The sequence below is a fragment of the Pseudomonas sp. JUb52 genome, assembly GCF_004341115.1.
Lineage (GTDB): Bacteria > Pseudomonadota > Gammaproteobacteria > Pseudomonadales > Pseudomonadaceae > Chryseomonas > Chryseomonas oryzihabitans.
The window spans coordinates 48,921-68,738 of the sequence record NZ_SLYS01000015.1 but is presented as its reverse complement, the minus strand read 5'-3'; the positions used below and the strand labels follow the sequence as shown (position 1 = coordinate 68,738).

Genomic DNA, 19,818 nt, shown 5'->3' with positions numbered 1-19,818 from the left:
TTTAATCACTTTAATAAGTTCAACATAATCAACAACTTAATTTAAATGCAGGATTTCCGGCAGGCAAAACTCCGGGCGAAAGAGGGCTTGACAAGCGCTAGCACAACTTGTGCACAACTCCGGATGAAAATGACCAACGGAGACCTATCAGCCGTCGCACAATTGTCAAGTATTCGTGAAACAAATTTTTGCGCCATCTTGCCGAGGGCAGTAGCCGGAGGCAGCCCGCAGGCTAGAGCCGACAGACAGGACAGAGGGCAGGCCAAAGGCTAGCCTTGTCCTCTGCCGGTCATCGGGTAGACTGCCTGCTTTTGCTCAGGGCCGTCGTGGCGACGCCCACCCTGTCAATCAGGCACGGACGCGCCAGCCCTTCTGGAATCAGCTCAGTCACATGAACGTCTTCATCGCGGGTCAACACGGCCAACTCTCTCAGGCGCTGCAAAAACTGCTGGCCACCAAGGCCCAGGTAACCGTCATCGGCCGGGCCCAAGTGGATTTCACCCAGCTGGATGCGCTTCATGATCGCGTCCTGGCCGTAAAACCCGATGTCATCATCAATGCCGCCGCCTATACCGCCGTGGACGCCGCCGAGAGCGACGCCCAGACCGCGACCCTGATCAACGAGCGGGTACCCCAGGTCTTCGCCCGGGCAGCGCAGCAGCTGGGCATCCCCATGGTCCACTACTCCACCGACTACGTCTTCGATGGCACCAGGGAAGGCCGTTACCGGGAAGAGGATCCGACCTGTCCGCTCAATGTCTATGGGCGGACCAAACTGGCCGGCGAGAACGCCGTGCGCGAACACGCCGAACGCCACCTGATCCTGCGCACCAGCTGGGTCTATTCCTGGCAGGGCAACAACTTCCTGCGCACCATGGTGCGGCTGCTCAGCGAGCGCGACGAACTGAACATCGTCGATGACCAGATCGGTGCCCCCACCTGGACCCGGACCATCGCCGACGCCACCGAGCGCCTGCTGGCCCACAGCAACCAGAACGATGGGCTCTGGGGCACCTATCACCTGACGGCCAACGGCACCACCTCCTGGTTCGGCTTCGCCGAGCAGATCGCCCAGCGCCTGCGCGAGACCGGTCAGCTGAAGGCTCGTCTCAATCCGATCCCCAGCAGTTCCTACCCCACCCCGGCGCATCGCCCCATCAATTCGCGGCTGTCCACCGAAAAGCTGGCAGCGGTGCTGGGGCAGCCGCTACCCGACTGGCAAGCGGCTTTCGCCCAGTGCTGGAGCGAGCGCGAACTTCAGGTGAGCGGCTGAAACGGGCCGTCGGTCATACTTCTGGGATCTCCTCCAGAACTACCCCCGCCCTTGGAAGTCAATGGCACTGACCCCGCTCACGCCAGTCAGGTACGTCATGGACAACCCCTTCCAACTCATCGCCGCGGCTTTCGAGCAAGACTTTCGGGTCAATTTCCGCATCGAACGCCTCGACGGCAGCGTCAGCCTGACGTTGTCCGACGACAGTGGCGTCAAGGTCAAGCGGTTGATTAGCAAGCAGCAATTGCATGACCACACCCGCCTCGCGCGCCTGATCGACAGCATCCGGCTGGGTATCGCCATCGACGAGGGCCATGGCGTCACGGCCCTGCTGGCCGGTGGCACTGGCGGTGCGCCCCGTCTGACCGTCGCGAACTGAGCACGGATCCGCGCTATGCATACCATGGAAGGCTCCATCCCTCGTCTCGTGCAGGCGGCGAACGCCGCGCCGCTGCTCGACAGTCTGGAAACGGCGGCGCCCGAGCGGCAACCGGCGCCCACCTCGCTGTATCAGCTGACCTGCGCCCGTCTCGACGAACAGCTGGCACCGCTCAAGGTCTGGCCGACCCTGCCGGATCGTACCGGGCGGTTTTCCTTTACCTTGCTGGACAGGTGCGGACGCATCCTCTATCGCTCGCCGACCTTGCGCCAGGCACTGTATCGGGAAGAAGAGTTGCTCAATGGTGTGATCGCTAATGCGCGGCTGGCTGCCGTGCAGGCCGGACAGGGCTTTCCGTCCTGGGGAGTGGTGGGCGTCGCCTGCCCCATGTATGAGCTGCCTGCGACTCAACTTCCCTGCGCGGGATGCCGTCTGTTGAAGTGCAAGAGCTGACGAAGGCGTAGCGGGGAAAACGCTAACTACTTGTTTGCAATCTTTAAATCTTCAACGTTCGAGACCAACGAATGCCGGGGCATCCGTACTGCAAGTCTCGCGCTGAAGCTTCGGAGCAGTGGTGTTACTCGGAATATCTCAGCATGTTGGCGCCCGTGGCACGCAGCACCGCCATGGATTGCGGCGCCAGTGCGCCGGCTCGCAGTGACACGTCCTTGCGAACCTCGTCGATCACCGTTTTCAACAGTTGGCTCTCGCCCAGTTGCCGGGCGCTGACCACCCGATTCACCCGCGCATCGTCACACTGCTGATCCTGCACCGTCAGCACAATACTGCCGTCAGGGCGAGGCGCCGTAACCGAGCATTTATAAGTACTGAAAGCGGCAGTCAGTCTATCTATGGCGTTTTCCATTCTTCCCCCTCTTATTTGTCTAGAAGTGCATGGACGATCAAATACGACGCAACTGACAGTGATAGAAACAGCAAAGTTCTAGCGTCTTACTTGAATAAGACGAGCAATGGCGCTAACGAGTAAATTTGTGAGCCACCTCTTCTAATCCGTATCGAGCACGGAACTTTTGACGAAGCTGAATCGATAAGGTATGACCATTCGTCACCTTGCGTATCGTTTCGAGTGCCTTACCTCGCTGGCTTCTCGCTTCCTTATAGAGGCGCCTTGGTCGCGCCGGGATGGCTCTGGCCGGTGGAACCTTTGCTCCGAGCGCTCACTCGAAAGGGCTGAAACGGATACCCATCGCCTACCAGGAGCGCGCCATGAACGACAAAACCCCTCCCGTGATCAAAGACGAGCTTGCCGCTGACATCGATGAGCAGGCACACAAGCAGAACGCTGACCGGGTCCGTCGTCATCTGGGCGAGGCCGAGCAGGCATTGACCGACGAATTCCACACCCTGCTGGCAGACGCCGAGCAGCTGCTCAAGCACACCGCGAGCATGGCCGGTGAGCAGGCGGACGAACTGCGCGCCAAATTGAGCTCCAGCCTCGAGCGCTCGCGCGATGTCCTCAAGACTAAGCAGGACGACCTCTATCGCCAGGGTGTTGCGGCCAAGGAAACCACCGAGGAGTACGTGGTCGACAATCCCTTCAAGGCTCTTGGCATCGCCGCCGGCGTCGGCTTCCTGATCGGTCTGCTGGCCTCGCGCCGCTAAACCTGGGGGACTGTTATGGACACCTCCTCTCCTCCACGGGAGCTGCCTGACGAGGCGCCCAAGCCATCGGTCAAGCGTCTCGCCGGCGCGGTGGTAGGACTGCTGCAGAGTCACCTTGAATTGCTGGGCATTGAGGTTCAGGAAGAGAAGGTCCGCACCTTCAAGCTGTTCCTCTTCACCGGCCTGAGCCTGATCTTCGGTCTGCTGGTGCTGGTGGGCGCTTCGGCTGCCATTATCATCGCCTTCTGGGATACCTATCGCATGACCGCGACCCTGGGTCTGTGCGCTTTCTATGCCGTGGCACTGGTGATCTGCATCCTGCGCGCCCTGAGTCTGGTCAAAGGCGCCGCGCCCTTCCATGCCACCCTGGAAGAACTAAATCGCAACCGGGAGCGCCTACTGCCATGAACCAGCCGCTTACCTCAGCCACCAGCCAGGCAAAGCGCAAGGAACTGGTCCGGCTGCGTATGGAGATGTACCGCCAGCAGCTGATCTACAATGCCCAGCCCCTGCATAATCCCATCAGCCTCATCAGTGATCTGGTGCGCCCAAATCGCGACAAGGTCGCTAGCTCAGCGAAGAAGCCGCTGATGCTTGGCGCCACCGTATTCCTGTCGCTATTCGGCAAACGGCTGGGCGCGGTCGGACGTCTGGCCCGTATTGGTCTGGCCCTCTATCCGATCGTCAGTCGATTGCAAACTCACCATCGCGAACAACAGCAGGCGGAACACCCGCTGCCCCCACCGCGCTAAAGATAGACGGCTCCCGAGGGAGCCGTTTTTCATCTGGCATCCTTATCGCATAGCAAACGTCGACGTTCCGCTAACGATAAGGATCGACCTGTGTATTCCGGCCAGCCCACTGCCTTCTTCCAACCCTTCATCGATACCGCGACCGGGCGTATCGCCGGTGTCGAGGCCCTGGGGCGATTGCGCCAGGATGACGGTAGCCATACTTCCGTCGGCCCCCTGTTCGCTGATCCCGATACACCGACCCTGGATCTGCTGCACCTCGACCGCACGCTGCGGGACGATGCGCTGCGGCGCTTCACGAGCGCGCCGGATGACTGGTTTCTCAGCCTCAATCTCTCGCCGCGCTGGATCAGTCAGCTGGACAGGAGCGCCGAATTGCCCAGCCTGGCGCAGCTGGAGCGCTCCGGCATTGCCCCGAGCCGGATCGTCTATGAGATCACCGAGGCCGCCGGCGATCTGCCCAGCCTGACCCAGGCCGTTGCCCGCTATCGCGAACGCGGCATCCGCATCGCCATCGACGATTTCGGTTCCGGCTATTCGCAGCTGGATCGGGTGCTGGATCTGCAGCCGGACATCCTCAAGCTGGACATGCGGCTGTTCCAGGCCGCGGCCCGGGGCGGCACCCGTGGCGATGCGGTCAAGGCCCTGGCGCAGATGGCCGAAAAGACCGGTTGCTGGCTTATTGCCGAGGGGGTAGAGACCGAGACCGAACTCGACTTCGCCCTGGAGTGCGGTGCGCGTTATGTACAGGGTTTCCTATTCGCCCAGGCCACCGCCGAACTTGGCGCCAGCGACAGCCATCAGCAGCGCTTCGCCGCCCTGCGCAGCCGCTTCGTCGACGGCAAGCTGGCCCAGCAGAGCCGGTTGCTGGAACTGCGCCAGCAACTGGCTGACTTCGTCACCCAGCTCAGGCCCTGGGCGGAACATGGCGGCCCCTTGAGCGCCCTGCCCGATCCCCAGGCGTTTCCCGGGCTGCTGCGCATCTACCAATGCGACCGAACCGGCACCCAGATCACGCCCAACCTGGAATGGAACGGCATGTTCTGGCGCGAGAATCGCCGCTACCTCAACCACAACTGGTCCTGGCGACCCTACTTCTACGCCCTGCTTGCCGAAGGCTGGAACGAGCGACGCCTGGCGCTTTCGACGGTCTATCGCGATGCCACCACCAACCAGTACTGCCTGACCGCCAGCCAGTTCCTGGAGAGCGGCCAGCGCCTGCTGCTGATCGACCTGGACGCCAGCCAATTGCCGGGCTTTGCCAACTGAGCGGTGATGATCGTATGTTGCCGAGGTCAGAACGCAGAAGCGCCGAACGGCTACCGCCGGCGCTCCCCTTATCGGTGATAGCTCGAGGACGGCCTTGGACTGGCAGACACTTCTTATCCGCGAACGGCTGGGCAAACCCCTGCACAGCCCGGATGAACTGGGGCGCAGCCCCTTTCACAAGGACCACGATCGCATCATCTTCTCCGGCGCCTTCCGCCGGCTGGGGCGCAAGACTCAGGTTCACCCCGTCACCAGCAACGACCACATCCACACCCGCCTGACCCACAGCCTGGAGGTCAGCTGCGTCGGCCGCTCCCTGGGCATGCGCGTGGGCGAGAGCCTGAGAGGCGCCCTGCCCGACTGGTGCGATCCGAGCGATCTCGGCATGGTGGTGCAGTCCGCCTGCCTGGCCCACGACATCGGCAATCCGCCCTTCGGCCACTCCGGCGAAGACGCCATCCGCTATTGGTTCACCCAGGCCGCCGGTCGCGGTTGGCTGGACGACATGAGCGAGGCGGAACGCCAGGACTTCCTGCACTTCGAAGGCAACGCCCAGGGCTTTCGGGTGCTGACCCAGCTCGAATACCACCAGTTCGACGGCGGCACCCGCCTGACCTACGCCACCCTCGGCACCTATCTCAAGTATCCCTGGACATCGCGCTATGCCGCGGCGCCCGGCTACAAGAAGCACAAGTTCGGCTGCTACCAGAGCGAGCTGCCGCTACTGGAACAGATCGCCGAGAAGCTCGAGCTGCCGCTGCTGGGTCCGGAGCGCTGGGCACGGCATCCGCTGGTCTACCTCATGGAAGCCGCCGACGACATCTGCTACGGCCTGATCGACCTGGAAGATGGCCTGGAGATGGAACTGCTGGACTATGCCGAGGTCGAGGCCCTGCTGCTGGGCCTGGTCGGCGACGACCTGCCGGAAACCTATCGCCAGCTCGGCCCCAAGGATTCGCGGCGGCGCAAGCTGGCCATCCTGCGCGGCAAGGCCATCGAGCACCTGACCAACGCCACCGCCCGCGCCTTCGTCGACCAGCAGGACGCCCTGCTCGCCGGCACCCTGGGCGATGACCTGGTCGAGCACATGGCCGGTCCGGCCAAGCTCTGCGTGCAGCGCGCCAAGGCCCTGGCCCGGGAAAAGATCTTCCACGACAAGCGCAAGACCCTGCACGAGATCGGCGCCTACACCACCCTGGAAATCCTGCTCAATGCCTTCTGCGGCGCCGCCCTGGAACAGCACCGCGGACGCGAGCCCTCGTTCAAGAGCCGCCGCATCCTCGACCTGCTGGGCAACAGCGCGCCCGATCCGTCCTGGACGCTGCACCAGGCCTTCATGCGGGTGATCGATTTCATCGCCGGCATGACCGACAGCTACGCCACCGCCATGGCGGCCGAGATGACCGGGCGTTCGAACCCGGTCTAAGGAGCGCCACGATGGCCACCGCACCCCGCACGCGCAAGGGCCCAGGCAGTCGCTGGCTGGCCGCCCAGGGCTGGAAGGCCTTTCCCTTTCAGCGCGAGGTGGCCAAGGCCATCGCCGCCGGCGAATCCGGCCTGCTGCACGCCACCACGGGTTCGGGCAAGACCTACGCCGTCTGGCTGGCCGCCCTGGATGCCTTCGTCGCCCCCAAGCCGATCACCGCCAAGGGCCTGCCCAGCAAGCGCAAGCAAGCACCACCGCCGCTCACCGTGCTCTGGCTGACGCCCATGCGCGCCCTGGCGGCGGACACCCTGCGCGCCCTGGAGCGCCCGGTACTCGACGAAGAACTGGAGTGGACCCTGGGCCTGCGCACCGGCGACACCGGCAGCAGCGAGCGTGCGCGGCAGAATCGCCGCCTGCCGACGGCGCTGGTGACCACCCCCGAAAGCCTGTCGCTGCTGCTGTCCCGCGAAGACGCCCAGGAGGCCCTGGGCCAGGTTCGGCTGGTGGTCATCGATGAGTGGCACGAATTGCTGGGCAACAAGCGTGGCACCCAGACGCAACTGGCCCTGGCCCGCCTGCGCCGCTGGAATCCCGGATTGCAGACCTGGGGCCTGTCGGCCACCCTCGGCAACCAGGCCCATGCGCTGGATGTGCTACTGGCCGGCGCCCCGGGCCATCTCGTCCAGGGGCGCCAGGACAAGCGCCTGCAGGTGGATACGCTGCTGCCCGAAGGCGGCGTCGAGCGCTTCGCCTGGGCCGGGCACCTGGGCATGCGCCTGCTGCAGCAGGTGATCCGCGAACTGGAGGACAGCCCCACCACCCTGGTCTTCACCAACACCCGCGCCCAGACCGAACTCTGGTACCAGGCCCTGCTGCAGGCGCGCCCGGACTGGGCCGGCCTGATCGCCCTGCACCATGGGTCCATCGAGAAACAGGCCCGCGAGTGGGTGGAAGGCGGTCTCAAGAATGGCCAGCTCAAGGCGGTGATCTGCACCTCCAGCCTCGACCTCGGGGTGGACTTCCTGCCGGTGGAGCGGGTGCTGCAGATCGGCTCGCCCAAGAGCATCGCCCGCCTGCTGCAGCGCGCCGGCCGCAGCGGCCATGCCCCGGGCCGTGCCTCGCGTGCCACCCTGGTACCCACCTACAGCCTCGACCTGCTGGACGCCGCGGCCACCCGCCGCGCCATCACCGCGGGCGAGATCGAAGCGCGCACCGCCCCGGTCAAACCCCTGGATGTCCTGGTGCAGCACCTGGTGACCGTCGCCCTGGGCGGCGGCTTCGAGCCGGATGACCTGCTGCCAGAGATCCGCAGCGCCTGGGCCTATCGCGACCTCAGCGAGGGCGAGTGGATCTGGGCCCTGGCCTTCGTTCGCAACGGCGGCGCCTCGCTGTCGGCCTACCCGGACTATCGCCGCGCCGAGCCCGACGCCGAGGGCATCTGGCGCGTCCCCGACAAGCAGTTGGCCAAGCGGCATCGACTGGGCATCGGCACCATCGTCAGCGAGACCAGCCTCAATGTGCAGTTCTGGTCCAAGGGCGGCGGTGGCAATCGGCTGGGCAACATTGAGGAAGGCTTCATCGCCCGCCTGCGGCCCGGCGATCACTTTCTCTTCGCCGGGCGCACCCTGGAACTGGTGCGGGTGGAAAACATGACGGTGTATGTGCGCCGCGCCACGGGGCGCAAGGCCGCCATCCCGCGCTGGAGCGGCAGTCGCATGCCGCTTTCGGACACCCTGGCCAAGCACGTCCTGGCGCTGCTGGAAGACGCCGAGGCGCAGCGCTACGAGAGTCCGGAGATGCGCCTGCTGCAACCGCTGCTGGACGTGCAGCGGCAGTGGTCGGCGCTACCGAGCGCCCACTACCTGCTCGCCGAGACGCTGGAATCCCGCGAGGGCTCGCACCTGTTCCTCTATCCCTTCGCCGGCCGTCACGCCCATCTGGGGCTGGCCAGCCTGCTGGCCTGGCGGCTGGCGCAGCGGCGTCCCTGCACCTTTTCCATCGCCGTCAACGACTACGGCCTGGAGCTGGTCTCGCCGGTCAGCCTGGACTGGCAGGCGCTGCTCGATGCCAGTCTCTTCAGCACCGACAACCTGGTCAGCGACACCCTGGCCAGCCTCAACGCCGCCGAACTCGCCCAGCGCCGCTTTCGCGAGATCGCGCGTATCTCCGGGCTGATCTTTTCCGGCTATCCGGGGGCGCACAAGAGCAATCGCCAGCTGCAGGCCAGCAGCAGCCTCTTCTACCAGGTGTTTCGCCAATACGATCCGGACAACCTGCTGCTCGGCCAGGCCCAGGCCGAGGTCCTGCGTCAGGAGCTCGATGCCGATCGCCTGCAGCAGACGCTGACCCGCACCGGCGCCCTGCCGCTGCGCCTGGTGGTCCTGGACCATCCCTCACCTTTCGCCCTGCCGCTCATGGTAGAGCGGTTGCGCGAGAGTCTGAGTTCCGAAAAGCTGGCCGACCGCATCACCCGCCTGGTCGGCGATCTGGAGCGCGAAGCCGGGCCGGACGACCGGGCGCGCGCCTTCGACCCCGAGTCCCTGGTGCAGCCCAGCCACGACAGCGATCTGACACCGCGCCGCGGCGCTAGCCAGCGGCGTCCTCGCGTACAGAAATCCGGTCGTCCTCGATAACGATCCGCCCCTGGCGATAGAGATGGCCGATGGCCTTCTTGAAGTTGCCCTTGCTGACGCCGAACAGCTGATGGATCAGGGCAGGCGGACTGCTGTCGCTGAGCTCCAGGACCCCACCGCGTGCCTTGGCCAGGCCGATGATCTGTTCGGCGAGATCGCTTCCGGCGGCAGCTCCCTGGGGCTGCAGGGTCAGGCTGATCTTGCCGTCCGCCCGCACCTCGCGAATGAAGCCCCGCTCCCGCTGCCCCAGGCGCAGTGGCTTGAAGGCCTCGTTGCGATGCACCAGGCCCCAGTGCTTGTTGTCGACGATCACCTTGTAGCCCAGGTCGGTCCGCTCGACCACCAGCAGGGGTACCGGCTGACCCACCTTGTAGCGTGGCGGTTCACGATCCAGGTAGCGATCCAGGCGCGCGGTGGCAACGATCCGCCGGGTCCGGGCATCCAGGTGCACATGCACCACGCAATGATCGCCAACCTGCAGCGGACGCTTCTCCTCCGAATGCGGCAGCAGCAGGTCCTTGGGCAGGCCCCAGTCGAGGAAGATCCCCACCCGGCCGACCTCCACCACGCGCAGACTGGCGAAGCCGCCGACCTGCACCTTCGGCTTCTCGGTGGTGGCGATCAGGCGGTCTTCGCTGTCCAGGTAGAGGAAGACGTTGAGCCAGTCGCCCTCGGCGCAGGGTTCGTCGCGAGGAGCATAGCGGCGCGGCAGCAGCACCTCGCCGTCATTGCCGGCATCCAGGAATAGACCGATGGGGGTGTTGCGCAAAATCTGCAAGCTGTTGAAGCGACCCAGCAAGGCCATGAATGGTGACTCCTGTAGAAAGCGGTGCATTTTACCGCGATCAGCAGAGCCATCGCTTGGTCGCGACCCTTCGTCGCTGAACGGTCACGAGGCGTGACTGGCAGCAGAGTGAGTGCGAATCTCGACCCGATCGGCCTTGCCCCCACCGCTCGGCACGCTGCCGTGCGGGAGACCTGACCAGGCTGTCTGTGGTGGTACGCCTCACAGCAGGTGGGGCGGCGGGCGTCTTGAAGGCGATACCGGATGACCGCCTTGGCTCGCCTCAGGCGAGCGTCCGGCTCAGGCAGTAAGGCAGTCGTCGGCGAGTGGAATCTCGATGAACAGACCCACGGTGTCAGCCTCGACCCGCATGGCGGCCACCACCGCATTCAGCAAGAACGGATTGGTAGCCTGTTCGTTGGTCACGATACGCTGGGTCAGCTTGATCGACTGGTGGGCGTGGTAGACGGCTACGAGTATTTCATTGAGGTTCAGGCGACGGAGCTCGACCCGGTATCCGGCGAGTCCGTGGCCCAAGGCGCGTCCTGCGCTTTCAAGCCCATTTTTCACGGTAAGTCCTTGGACCGTTGCGGTCCGGGGTAATGATTCGAACGGAATAATAGCACCAGGCCATTATCCTTATTGCGCAGGCCATCACCGTTTCGATACCACTGGCCGAAGAGACTGAACGCGCCCATGAACTTGCGCCTGCCGGGTGCTGCCCAGCGCTTCGCGCGGCGCCCCTTTCGTGCCCGGGAAACGATTCAGCACGGTGCCTTTGCCACGATCGACCGGTCCCGGTGCCAGAGCGCGCCACGCCTCTCCCCTTCAACCGCCGTTCGCCCGCTTCAGCCCGCACTTCGACCATGGTCGGTAAAGTCAACATCGAGCTGCTCAAAGGTCTTGTTTTGCGCAAGCCAGTCTGAGACCATCCTTCGCTGTCAGGTGAGGCTGTCTCCACGGAGCGGCTGACCTGTCGAGAACCTGGAGTACATCAGGGCCAGCTTTCGCGGCATGGGTTTCTCCTCGTTTCAAAACTGTCGTCCTTCGCGGACAACAACGTCATCTTATTCAAGGAGAAATCCATGTCTACTCGCCAAACTGGCACCGTCAAGTGGTTCAACGACGAGAAAGGCTTCGGCTTCATCACCCCCCAGAGCGGCCCGGACGTGTTCGTTCACTACCGTTCCATTCAGGGTAACGGCTTCAAGAGCCTGCAAGAAGGCCAGGCTGTTTCCTTCCTGGTCGTGCAAGGCCAGAAAGGCCTGCAGGCCGATGAGGTGCAGGTGATCTAATCACCCGCCTTCTCGAAAAAGCCCAACCCCCCCGGTTGGGCTTTTTTTTGCGCGGACGTTGGCCCCGCCAGCCTCTGCTATCGCCACTTAGGGATGAGGTGCGTCTCGTGAAAACCTTCGCTGCCCTGCTCTGCCTGCTCCTGCTCGCCGGTTGCGCCGCCTTTCCCGGCGATGAACTCTCTTCCCAGCCCTTCCGCGCGCCCCTGAGCGAGCAACCGCAGCGGCCCAAGGTGCTGGTGGAATTCAACTTCTATCGCGGCGCTGTCGAGGACGCCAAGGACGCGACGTCGATCGCCGTCGCCCGCGAAGGCCTGAAGCCCCGGCTGCGCGAGGTCCTGGAACGCTCCAATCTGTTCGACCGCATCACCCTGGTGCCGGAGCCCGGCAGGCCCGACGACGCCCTGCTGCGCCTCAAGCTCTACAACAGCACCTCCTACGCCGCCGCCATCGCCAGTGGCCTGATTACCGGGGCCACCTTCTTTCTCGTCCCGGGTACCGCCAAGGACGACTATGTGCTGACCGCCGAATGGATCGCACCGGGTAGCGGTCCGTCCACCCGGGTGCGCAATGCCATATCGGTACGCACCTGGATGGGGGTCTGGTTCCTGCCCCTGGCCGCCAGCCATCAGGCCGAGACCGCCATCGAGGAAACCTTCGCCCGCCAGGTCAACGACGCCCTGCGCCAGCTGCAGAGCGCCGGCGCCTTCGCCGACCGCTCCTCGCCCCAGGGGAACGGCGAAACGCCTGCACCGGTCACACCTTGACCGGCAATCACGTAGACGAGGATCCCATGGCCGAAGAAAAGCGCAAAGCCGACGAACGCGAACTGCCCAAGGACGAGAAGCCCCTGCGCACCGAACACGCCAAGACCGACGACGGGCGCAATCCCCCTTCGCCCAACAGTCCGGACCGCACCAAGGACGCCACGGGCTACAACTGATCCCGACCTTTCCGGAAACGACCGCCACGGCGGTCGTTTCTTTATCTGCGCCCTGCCCCGCGGGGTTGGCTCGCCCCTCCCTCCTTACTGCATAATGCCCACACTCCGACGTCTATCGGCCCCTTTTCTCTTCAACTAGGCCGGTACCCTGCCAAGGTGTGTGTCCCGATGCGAAAGACCTTCCGATCTCTGGGCCTGCTGCTGAGCTGCTGCGCCCTGGGCTTTTCCCTGCCCGTCAGTGCCGATACCTCCTACCTGCCGCCGCGAATCGAAAAGGCGATGCAGACCAACAAGATCCCCGGCAGCGACCTGTCGCTGGTGATGCTGCCCCTCGATGGCCCGGGCGAGAACGACTACTACAATGCCGACGTCTCGGTGAATCCGGCGTCGACCATGAAGCTGATCACCACCTTTGCCGCCCTGGAACTGCTGGGTCCCACCTACCAGTGGAAGACCGAGTTCTATACCGACGGCACGCTCAAGGACGGCATCCTCAACGGCAATCTCTATCTCAAGGGCGGCGGCGACCCCAAGCTGAACATGGAGCGGCTGTGGCTGCTCATGCGTGACCTGCGCGCCAACGGCGTCCTGGAAGTCACCGGTGACCTGGTGCTGGATCGCGGTCGTTTCGTGAAGCCCAATCTGCCGGCCTTCAACGACGACGGCGAAGACGAGAACAAGACCTTCCTGGTCGGTCCGGATTCGCTGCTGGTCAATCTCAAGTCGGTGCGCATGGTGGTACGCTCGGCCGATGGCCGGGTCAGCGTCTCCATGGATCCGCCGCTGACCAACGTCAACATCGACAACCAGATGCGCGCCACCGGCAAGAGCGGTTGCCCGGCCTGGCCGGAGGTGCGCTTCAATCCGGTACCCCAGGCCGATGGCAGTACCAGCCTGGTGGTCAGTGGCCAGCTGCCGGACGGCTGCAACGCCCAGAGCTATCTGTCGCTGCTCGACCACCCGGCCTATACCGCCGGCGCGGTGCGGGCCATCTGGCAGGAACTGGGCGGCAGCATCAAGGGCCGTACCCGCGAGGGCAGCGTGCCGCGCAATGCCGAGGTGCTGGCGCGGGCCTTCTCGCCCGATGTGGTCGAGATCATTCGCGACATCAACAAGTACAGCAACAACACCATGGCCCAGCAGCTGTTCCTCTCCATCGGGGCGCAATTCCGCACCTCGGCGGATGCGGACGATAGCAAGGCAGCGCTGCGGGTCATCCGCTCGTGGCTGGCGCGCAAGGGCATCAATGCCAGTCACCTGATCATGGAGAACGGCTCGGGCCTGTCGCGCACCGAGCGGGTCAGTGCCCGGGAGATGGCCGAGATCCTGCGTGCCGCCTGGCAGAGCCCCTACGGTCCGGAGTTCATCTCTTCGCTGCCGCTGGCGGGCATGGACGGCACCCTGCGCAAGCGCATGAAGAATTCGCCACTCACCGGTCAGGCGCACATGAAGACCGGCACCCTGAACAACGTACGGGCCCTGGCGGGTTTCGTCCGGGATGCCAATGCGCGCAACTGGGTGGTGGTCGCCATCCTCAACAGCAGCCGCCCCTGGGGCGCTTCGTCGATCCTCGACGAGGTGGTGCTGGACCTCTATCTGCGCAGTCGCCAGGACGGCGCGGTCGCCAACTGACGCGCAAAACAAAACCGGCGTCTGCTCACGCAGACGCCGGTTTTGTTTACAGCACTCGGCAAGGCAGGCCGGAAAGCCGACGTTACCGTGCTGCACCGCATTGGGCAAGAACTTTGTCCAACGCACCTTTGTGGGGCATTTTCAGGCGGCCGTCAGGGCCTAGATCATGCCCAGCAGCAGCAGTACCAGCAGGACGACCAGAATGGCGCCCACGATACCGGACGGGCCATAGCCCCAGCTGCGCGAATGCGGAAACACCGGAAGTCCGCCGATGAGCAGGACCAGCAGCACCAGAACCAGGATGGTCGAGAGAGTCATCTGCCATTCTCCATGAAGGCCAAGGGTCGACCGCCGCCGTAACAGGATGATACGAAGCGACGGGCTTATTCCATGGACCTGCGCCAGCGGCGGAAAATCCCGACGTCGTCAGCTAACCCTGCCCGTCCTCGCCGCCTCCCAGGTGACAGCGCACAAAAAAGCCCGGATCAGGGATCCGGGCTTGGCCTTGTCGCAGCTGGCTGTCAGTGGGCCACAGCGCCACTGGCACCCAGGCCGGTCTGGGATCTCACGAACTGCGGATAGAAGCGTGCCCGCTCCTCTTCGGCAGCCGCCGACTTGTCGGTGATGGAGAAGAACCAGATGCCGATGAAGGCCACGGCGATGGAGAACAGCGCCGGATATTCATAGGGGTAGATCGGCTTGGCATGACCGAGGATGGTCACCCAAATGGTGGGGCCAAGCACCATCAGCGCCACTGCGGTGATCAGGCCGAGCCAGCCACCGATCATGGCGCCCCGCGTAGTCAGGCGCTTCCAGTACATCGAGAGCAGCAGGATGGGGAAGTTGCAGCTGGCCGCGATGGAGAACGCCAGGCCCACCATGAAGGCGATGTTCTGCTTCTCGAAGAGGATACCCAGGGCGATGGCGACCACGCCCAGCGCTACGGTAGTGATCTTGGAGACGCGAATCTCATCCTTCTCGTTGGCCTTGCCCTTCTTGATCACGCTGGCATAGAGGTCGTGGGAGACCGCCGAGGCACCGGCCAGGGTCAGACCGGCGACCACCGCCAGGATGGTGGCGAAGGCCACCGCCGAGATGAAGCCGAGGAAGATGCTGCCGCCCACGGCGTTGGCCAGGTGCACCGCCGCCATGTTGTTGCCGCCCAGCAGGGCGCCGGCGGCGTCCTTGAAGGCTGGATTGGTGCTGACCAGCAGGATAGCGCCAAAGCCGATGATGAAGGTCAGGATGTAGAAGTAGCCGATGAAGCCGGTGGCATAGAACACGCTCTTGCGGGCTTCCTTGGCGTCGCTCACGGTGAAGAAGCGCATCAGGATGTGCGGCAGGCCGGCGGTGCCGAACATCAGCGCCAGACCCAGGGAGAAGGCAGAGATCGGATCCTTCACCAGGCCGCCGGGACTCATGATGGCCTCGCCTTTCGGGTGCACGGCAATGGCTTCGGCGAACAGTCGGTTGAAATCGAAGCCGACGTGCTTCATCACCATGAAGGCCATGAAGCTGGCACCGGACAGCAGTAGCACCGCCTTGATGATCTGGACCCAGGTGGTAGCCAGCATACCGCCGAAGAGGACGTAGAGCACCATGAGGATGCCCACCAGCACCACGGCCAGGGTGTAGTCCAGGCCGAACAGCAGCTGGATCAGCTTGCCGGCGCCGACCATCTGGGCGATCAGGTAGAGGGCGACCACTACCAGCGAACCGCAGGCGGACAGGGTACGGATGTCCTTCTGCTTGAGGCGGTAGGACGCCACATCGGCGAAGGTGTACTTGCCGAGGTTGCGCAGACGTTCGGCGATCAGGAACAGGATGATCGGCCAGCCCACCAGGAAGCCGATGGAGTAGATCAGACCGTCGTAGCCCGACGTGAACACCAGCGCGGAAATGCCCAGGAAAGAGGCGGCCGACATGTAGTCGCCGGCGATGGCCAGGCCGTTCTGGAAGCCGGTGATGCGGCCACCGGCGGCGTAGTAGTCGGCGGCGGAGCGGTTACGTTTGGAGGCCCAGTAGGTGATGCCCAGGGTAGCCCCGACGAAGGCCACGAACATCAGGATGGCGGCGACGTTCAGGGGCTGGCGCTGCACCGCGCCACTGATGGCATCGGCCGCCCACAGCGCAGGCGAGAGCACCAGCAGCCCGGCAGCAAGGGAAAGACGTCTCATGGCTGCACCTCCCGGAGAATTTCCGCGTTGAGCCGATCGAACTCGCCATTGGCCCGGCGCACATAGATGCCGGTCAGGATGAAGGCCGAAAGGATCAGACCGACGCCCAGGGGAATGCCCCAGGTCATGGCGGTCTCCGCATGGATACGGGTCGCGAGAACCTTGGGGGCGAAGGCGATCAGGAGGATGAAGGCGGAATAGAGTCCGAGCATGATGGCGGAAAGCGTCCAGGCGAAGCGTCCGCGCTTGGTTACCAGTTCTTGGAAACGCGGACTGGCTTCAATCCGCCGGTAGGTGCTGTCATTCATTATTGTTGTTCCTTACAGCATGACGGGAGCGTCGAGCTCTACTCTAGGCCCGCCCGGCAAGGCTTCCAGACGACTTTAGTCGTACCCTCCCGGACCTCAGTAATCCCAGAGCCGACGCCAGCCCTGCAGCGGGTGGTGACCCTCGCCATCGAGCACGGAAACGCTTGCCGTCATCCCCGCGCTGAGGTGGATATCCGCGGGGACGTCCAGCAGTTCGATGCGCACCGGGATGCGCTGCGCCAGGCGCACCCAGTTGAAGGTCGGCTCGACGTTGGCCAGCAACTGGGCATCGTTGGCCGCATTGCGATCGGTGATGCCGCTGCTGATGCTCGCCACCCGTCCCTGCAGGGGCGCGGCATGGTTCATCAGGCGCACCCGTACCGCATCGCCGGGGTGGATATGGGGAATCTTGGTCTCTTCGAAATAGGCCATGACGTAGAACGAACGGGTGTCCACCAGCGCCATCACCGCCTGGCCGGTCTGCACATAGTTGCCCTCGGCGAATCTGAGGTTGGTGATCCGCCCTTCCCGTGGCGCCAGGACGCGACTACGATCCAGATTGATCTGGGCCAGGTTCACGTCGCTCAGGGCTTCCTGATACTGGCTGCGAGCGACAGCCACGTTGACCTGCGCGGTTTCGCGATCCTCGGCGCTGATGGCACTGGTGCCCAGGCGCTGGCGCCGGGCGGCCTCGCTTTCGCGCAGGCGCAGCTGCTGCTGGCGCGTCTCAGCCACCGCCTTGGCATGGGCGAGATTGGCCTGGTAACGCTGCTGATCGATCTGCATGAGCAGATCGCCGGGCTTCACCAGCTGGTTGTCGACCACCGCCAGGCGCGTCACCCAGCCGGACACGTCGGGCGCGACCACCACCACATCGGCCCGCACCCGCGCATCGCGCGTCCAGGGCGTATAGAGATAGAAGTGCCACAGCCAGGTGCCGGCCAGGATGGCGAGCAGTACCACGATCAGGGTTATCGCCACACGCAGGGTCTTGTGCATCGCCTTGTCGATCCTCTTGTTATGGGGCTCAGGTGGCCAGCACGGCCACGAGGCCGGCCAGCCACAGCACGAACAGCGCGCAACCGAACAGGGCGCTGTGCCAGAGATGGCGGCCAAGGCCACTGCGCTGCAGCAGCCACAGCGACAGCGCCGTCAGCAGCAGCGCCAGGACGCCATAGACGAACAGCGGCCCCAGGTAGACCCCGCCCATTGCCCATTCATGCAGATTCATCCGCGCCCTCCTCCGCTACCGCCTCTAGACAACAGCTGCGCCAGGTCTGCTGGAGCTGGCCGATGGCGCCGCGCGCCAACCGATGCGGCTCATCGTCCGGCGCCTGGTTTAGCGCCTGCCGCAGACGCTCTGCCGCCGCGTCCAGCGCGCCCGGCTGCAGGTTACCGAAGCCCACCTCCAGCTGGTCGGCGAAGCGGCCGAGAAAGGCATCCCGCGCCCGGGCCACCTCGCCCTGGGCACCGCCCAGGCAGGCGCGCAGATGCAGTAACTCATTGCCCAGATCCAGCGCCAGCAACCCCTGTTCCCAGCGCCCCCGCTCGGTGGCCGACAACTGTTCGATATGCCGCGCCAGCAGCAGCAGGCGATCCGCCATGCGCCCGCCGAACCAGGTCTCGGCATTGGCCAGGGGGACCGTGCTCAGTCGCTGCAGGTCGTAGGTGGTGGCTTCGAGGATGCGGCGACTGGTGCGCCGCGGCGTCCGTAAGCTGATCAGCCGGAACATCAGCACGGCCGAACCGACGCCGATCAGCAGACTCTGCAACTGGTTGAGCAAGGCGCCCATCTCCACCTGGCCGTGGTTGCTGGGCGAGACCAGCACCAGCAGATGGATGGCGAAGGCCGTCGCCGTCCCCACCACGCCCGGCGGTCCGGCCATTCCCAGGGCGGCAAAGAAAAGCGGCACCCCCAGCACCAGGCACAGCAGCGGATAGCCGCTGATCTGCGGCAGCAGCACCTGGCTGACCAGAATGGCGACTGGCGCGGCATAGAGGATGCCCCGCAGGAAGCCGAGGCCGATGGTGGCGGCGTTGTCGCGATTGGCGAACAGGCTGCAGATGACCCCGGCCATGAGCATGGCACCCGGTGCCGAGGGCCAGGCACTGGCCAGCCAGAAGACGCCCACGGCCAGCAGCGCACAGGCGCTGCGCAGGCCGTAGAGCAGTGCCGTCTGCACATCGCGATGGCGTGCCAGCGCCGAGGGCGCCACGGCGCTGAGCTGGGCCGTATGGACGCTGTCCAGGGCCCGACCGGCCAGCAGGATCTTGTCCAGCAGGATGGCAAAGCGGGCCAGCAGGTAGCGTTGATCGTTGTCCAACTCCGGGGAGGTGCCTGCAGCCTCTCTCAGACGCTGCAGGAGGGCTTCCAGGGCAGGAGCCTGGGGGTCGGCCAGGGTCGCGAGCAGATCGTCGCGCCAGGGCTGCAGGACGGCCCTTCTCGGCTCGTCCAGGCCACGCCACTGGCGCATGGCACCGCGGGCGGTGCGCAGCAGGCTAAGCAGGTCTCGCGAAAGCAGGCGGAGGGCCCTAGCGCGTTGCCGGCCGCGCTGGCCTTCGAACCAGGCATGGTCGCGCTGGGCATCCACTGCCACCACCTGGCCAAGCATGGCCAGCAGACCCTGGGTGGCATCCTGAGCCTCGGCCAGCTCCGCCCGAGCCGCAGCCACGCCCTGCTCCCAGGTGCGCCGCGCCTGGGCGGCCAGATTCTGCTCCACGCGCTGTGGCCAGAACAGCGCGCTGACCGCCGAGGCCACGACGATACCCAGGCAGATCTCGGTGCAGCGGGCCACCGCCTGGTCGAATACCGTGAGCGGATGGGCGATGGCAGGCAGGCCAATGATGGCGACCGTATAGCCGGCCAGCACGAAGCCATAGGCGACATGGTTGCGCAGCAGGGTCGAGGCCGCCGTGCAGAGGGCCATCCAGCCGGCCAGGGCCAGGAGAAACAGCCAGGGCGTCTGGGCGAAGAAGCCCATCAGCACCACCGCCATACAGGTGCCAGCGATGGTGCCGAGCAGGCGGAACAGGCCCTTGGCCAGCACCATGCCGGACAGCGGCTGGGAGACGATCATCACCGTCATGCAGGCCCAGACCGGTTGCTCGAGGCTGAAACGAAAGGCCAGCCAGAGCGCCAGTCCGGCGGCGAACAGGGTCTTGCCGGCAAAGAGGAGTGCCGCAGGCGTGGGTGCGAGAAAGACCGTCCAGGGTAGGCGCACGTCGGCTCTTGGTGTGCAGGGGATCCAGCATAGGCCGCGTGGCCCAGGCGAAGTTCCAGGCGGGCGCCCAGACGAAAAAAAGGCGACCCGGGGTCGCCTGAAGTGC

Annotated in this window: 22 protein-coding genes; 13 read left to right on the top strand and 9 right to left on the bottom strand. The window is 64.8% G+C overall.

The annotated features are described in order from the left end of the window. Positions 1-391: 391 nt before the first annotated feature. The 3 genes from rfbD (at position 392) to EC839_RS20805 (ending at position 2,105) form a co-directional block, all read left to right on the top strand. Positions 392-1,273 (top strand): dTDP-4-dehydrorhamnose reductase, encoded by an 882-nt coding sequence (gene rfbD / locus EC839_RS20815; protein WP_007159077.1) that lies wholly within the window; start codon positions 392-394, stop codon positions 1,271-1,273. 97 nt (positions 1,274-1,370) lie between these two features. Next, positions 1,371-1,652 (top strand): DUF3509 domain-containing protein, encoded by a 282-nt coding sequence (locus tag EC839_RS20810; RefSeq protein WP_007159078.1) that lies wholly within the window; start codon positions 1,371-1,373, stop codon positions 1,650-1,652. A gap of 15 nt (positions 1,653-1,667) precedes the next feature. Further along, a complete protein-coding gene (locus tag EC839_RS20805) occupies positions 1,668-2,105 on the top strand; it encodes a hypothetical protein (protein WP_007159079.1) in 438 nt (145 codons plus the stop codon). A 124-nt stretch (positions 2,106-2,229) separates the two neighbouring features. Here EC839_RS20805 and EC839_RS20800 read toward each other — a convergent pair whose 3' ends face one another. Next, on the bottom strand, positions 2,230-2,517 hold the full coding sequence (locus EC839_RS20800; RefSeq protein ID WP_007159080.1) for a DUF3509 domain-containing protein: 288 nt from the start codon (positions 2,515-2,517) through the stop codon (positions 2,230-2,232). A gap of 362 nt (positions 2,518-2,879) precedes the next feature. Between EC839_RS20800 and EC839_RS20795 the strand changes: the two genes are divergently transcribed. The 6 genes from EC839_RS20795 (at position 2,880) to EC839_RS20770 (ending at position 9,355) form a co-directional block, all read left to right on the top strand. Next, positions 2,880-3,275 carry a YqjD family protein gene (locus tag EC839_RS20795; protein WP_007159081.1) on the top strand — a complete coding sequence of 132 codons (396 nt, stop codon included), beginning with the start codon at positions 2,880-2,882 and terminating at the stop codon, positions 3,273-3,275. 15 nt (positions 3,276-3,290) lie between these two features. Beyond that, positions 3,291-3,683: a phage holin family protein gene (locus EC839_RS20790; protein ID WP_007159082.1), complete on the top strand. Its 393-nt coding sequence runs from the start codon at positions 3,291-3,293 to the stop codon at positions 3,681-3,683. Further along, positions 3,680-4,027, top strand: a complete 348-nt coding sequence (locus tag EC839_RS20785; protein ID WP_007159083.1) for a hypothetical protein — start codon at positions 3,680-3,682, stop codon at positions 4,025-4,027. The genes EC839_RS20790 and EC839_RS20785 overlap by 4 nt, the downstream gene beginning before the upstream one ends. 90 nt (positions 4,028-4,117) lie before the next feature. Next, positions 4,118-5,296 carry an EAL domain-containing protein gene (locus EC839_RS20780; protein WP_007159084.1) on the top strand — a complete coding sequence of 393 codons (1,179 nt, stop codon included), beginning with the start codon at positions 4,118-4,120 and terminating at the stop codon, positions 5,294-5,296. 94 nt (positions 5,297-5,390) lie between these two features. Then, a complete protein-coding gene (locus EC839_RS20775; RefSeq protein ID WP_007159085.1) occupies positions 5,391-6,722 on the top strand; it encodes a deoxyguanosinetriphosphate triphosphohydrolase in 1,332 nt (443 codons plus the stop codon). Between the two features lie 11 nt (positions 6,723-6,733). Beyond that, positions 6,734-9,355, top strand: coding sequence for a ligase-associated DNA damage response DEXH box helicase (locus EC839_RS20770; protein ID WP_007159086.1), 2,622 nt, complete (start codon positions 6,734-6,736; stop codon positions 9,353-9,355). Here EC839_RS20770 and EC839_RS20765 read toward each other — a convergent pair. Both EC839_RS20765 and EC839_RS20760 read right to left on the bottom strand, forming a co-directional pair. Then, on the bottom strand, positions 9,309-10,160 hold the full coding sequence (locus EC839_RS20765) for a S1 RNA-binding domain-containing protein (protein WP_007159087.1): 852 nt from the start codon (positions 10,158-10,160) through the stop codon (positions 9,309-9,311). The genes EC839_RS20770 and EC839_RS20765 overlap by 47 nt on opposite strands. A 279-nt stretch (positions 10,161-10,439) precedes the next feature. Continuing rightward, positions 10,440-10,709: a hypothetical protein gene (locus EC839_RS20760; protein ID WP_231500969.1), complete on the bottom strand. Its 270-nt coding sequence runs from the start codon at positions 10,707-10,709 to the stop codon at positions 10,440-10,442. Between the two features lie 515 nt (positions 10,710-11,224). Here EC839_RS20760 and EC839_RS20755 point away from each other — a divergent pair. From EC839_RS20755 to dacB, 4 genes are all read left to right on the top strand, one after another. Beyond that, on the top strand, positions 11,225-11,434 hold the full coding sequence (locus EC839_RS20755) for a cold-shock protein (RefSeq protein ID WP_007159089.1): 210 nt from the start codon (positions 11,225-11,227) through the stop codon (positions 11,432-11,434). Positions 11,435-11,541: 107 nt separating this feature from the next. Further along, positions 11,542-12,198 carry a hypothetical protein gene (locus EC839_RS20750; RefSeq protein WP_007159090.1) on the top strand — a complete coding sequence of 219 codons (657 nt, stop codon included), beginning with the start codon at positions 11,542-11,544 and terminating at the stop codon, positions 12,196-12,198. Positions 12,199-12,224: 26 nt separating this feature from the next. Continuing rightward, entirely contained in the window at positions 12,225-12,374 is a 150-nt protein-coding gene (locus EC839_RS24235; RefSeq protein WP_007159091.1) for a hypothetical protein, read from the top strand. Between the two features lie 168 nt (positions 12,375-12,542). Continuing rightward, positions 12,543-14,006, top strand: a complete 1,464-nt coding sequence (dacB, locus tag EC839_RS20745) for a D-alanyl-D-alanine carboxypeptidase/D-alanyl-D-alanine-endopeptidase (RefSeq protein ID WP_007159092.1) — start codon at positions 12,543-12,545, stop codon at positions 14,004-14,006. A gap of 159 nt (positions 14,007-14,165) precedes the next feature. On the opposite strand, the gene EC839_RS20740 is transcribed toward dacB, so the two are convergent. The 6 genes from EC839_RS20740 to EC839_RS20715 form a co-directional block, all read right to left on the bottom strand. Then, positions 14,166-14,324, bottom strand: coding sequence for a DUF3309 family protein (locus EC839_RS20740; protein WP_007159093.1), 159 nt, complete (start codon positions 14,322-14,324; stop codon positions 14,166-14,168). Between the two features lie 203 nt (positions 14,325-14,527). Beyond that, a complete protein-coding gene (locus tag EC839_RS20735) occupies positions 14,528-16,183 on the bottom strand; it encodes a cation acetate symporter (protein ID WP_007159094.1) in 1,656 nt (551 codons plus the stop codon). After that, positions 16,180-16,491, bottom strand: coding sequence for a DUF485 domain-containing protein (locus EC839_RS20730; RefSeq protein ID WP_007159095.1), 312 nt, complete (start codon positions 16,489-16,491; stop codon positions 16,180-16,182). Before EC839_RS20730 ends, EC839_RS20735 begins: the two co-directional genes overlap by 4 nt. Positions 16,492-16,587: 96 nt before the next feature. Beyond that, a complete protein-coding gene (locus EC839_RS20725; protein ID WP_007159096.1) occupies positions 16,588-17,490 on the bottom strand; it encodes an HlyD family secretion protein in 903 nt (300 codons plus the stop codon). A gap of 28 nt (positions 17,491-17,518) precedes the next feature. Beyond that, a complete protein-coding gene (locus tag EC839_RS20720) occupies positions 17,519-17,722 on the bottom strand; it encodes a DUF1656 domain-containing protein (RefSeq protein ID WP_039975313.1) in 204 nt (67 codons plus the stop codon). Then, complete coding sequence (locus tag EC839_RS20715; protein ID WP_007159098.1) at positions 17,709-19,712, bottom strand: FUSC family protein; 2,004 nt, start codon at positions 19,710-19,712, stop codon at positions 17,709-17,711. The genes EC839_RS20720 and EC839_RS20715 overlap by 14 nt, the downstream gene beginning before the upstream one ends. Positions 19,713-19,818 lie beyond the last annotated feature (106 nt).

Coding starts and splice junctions, on each gene's coding strand:
- EC839_RS20755 (WP_007159089.1), top strand. CDS start 11,225: ATGTCTACTCGCCAAACTGGCACCGTCAAGTGGTTCAACGACGAGAAA.
- EC839_RS20795 (WP_007159081.1), top strand. CDS start 2,880: ATGAACGACAAAACCCCTCCCGTGATCAAAGACGAGCTTGCCGCTGAC.
- EC839_RS20765 (WP_007159087.1), bottom strand. CDS start 10,160: ATGGCCTTGCTGGGTCGCTTCAACAGCTTGCAGATTTTGCGCAACACC.
- EC839_RS20725 (WP_007159096.1), bottom strand. CDS start 17,490: ATGCACAAGACCCTGCGTGTGGCGATAACCCTGATCGTGGTACTGCTC.
- rfbD (WP_007159077.1), top strand. CDS start 392: ATGAACGTCTTCATCGCGGGTCAACACGGCCAACTCTCTCAGGCGCTG.
- EC839_RS20800 (WP_007159080.1), bottom strand. CDS start 2,517: ATGGAAAACGCCATAGATAGACTGACTGCCGCTTTCAGTACTTATAAA.
- EC839_RS20805 (WP_007159079.1), top strand. CDS start 1,668: ATGCATACCATGGAAGGCTCCATCCCTCGTCTCGTGCAGGCGGCGAAC.
- EC839_RS20735 (WP_007159094.1), bottom strand. CDS start 16,183: ATGAGACGTCTTTCCCTTGCTGCCGGGCTGCTGGTGCTCTCGCCTGCG.
- EC839_RS20730 (WP_007159095.1), bottom strand. CDS start 16,491: ATGAATGACAGCACCTACCGGCGGATTGAAGCCAGTCCGCGTTTCCAA.
- EC839_RS20810 (WP_007159078.1), top strand. CDS start 1,371: ATGGACAACCCCTTCCAACTCATCGCCGCGGCTTTCGAGCAAGACTTT.
- EC839_RS20740 (WP_007159093.1), bottom strand. CDS start 14,324: ATGACTCTCTCGACCATCCTGGTTCTGGTGCTGCTGGTCCTGCTCATC.
- EC839_RS20720 (WP_039975313.1), bottom strand. CDS start 17,722: ATGAATCTGCATGAATGGGCAATGGGCGGGGTCTACCTGGGGCCGCTG.
- EC839_RS20785 (WP_007159083.1), top strand. CDS start 3,680: ATGAACCAGCCGCTTACCTCAGCCACCAGCCAGGCAAAGCGCAAGGAA.
- EC839_RS20790 (WP_007159082.1), top strand. CDS start 3,291: ATGGACACCTCCTCTCCTCCACGGGAGCTGCCTGACGAGGCGCCCAAG.
- EC839_RS24235 (WP_007159091.1), top strand. CDS start 12,225: ATGGCCGAAGAAAAGCGCAAAGCCGACGAACGCGAACTGCCCAAGGAC.
- EC839_RS20770 (WP_007159086.1), top strand. CDS start 6,734: ATGGCCACCGCACCCCGCACGCGCAAGGGCCCAGGCAGTCGCTGGCTG.
- dacB (WP_007159092.1), top strand. CDS start 12,543: ATGCGAAAGACCTTCCGATCTCTGGGCCTGCTGCTGAGCTGCTGCGCC.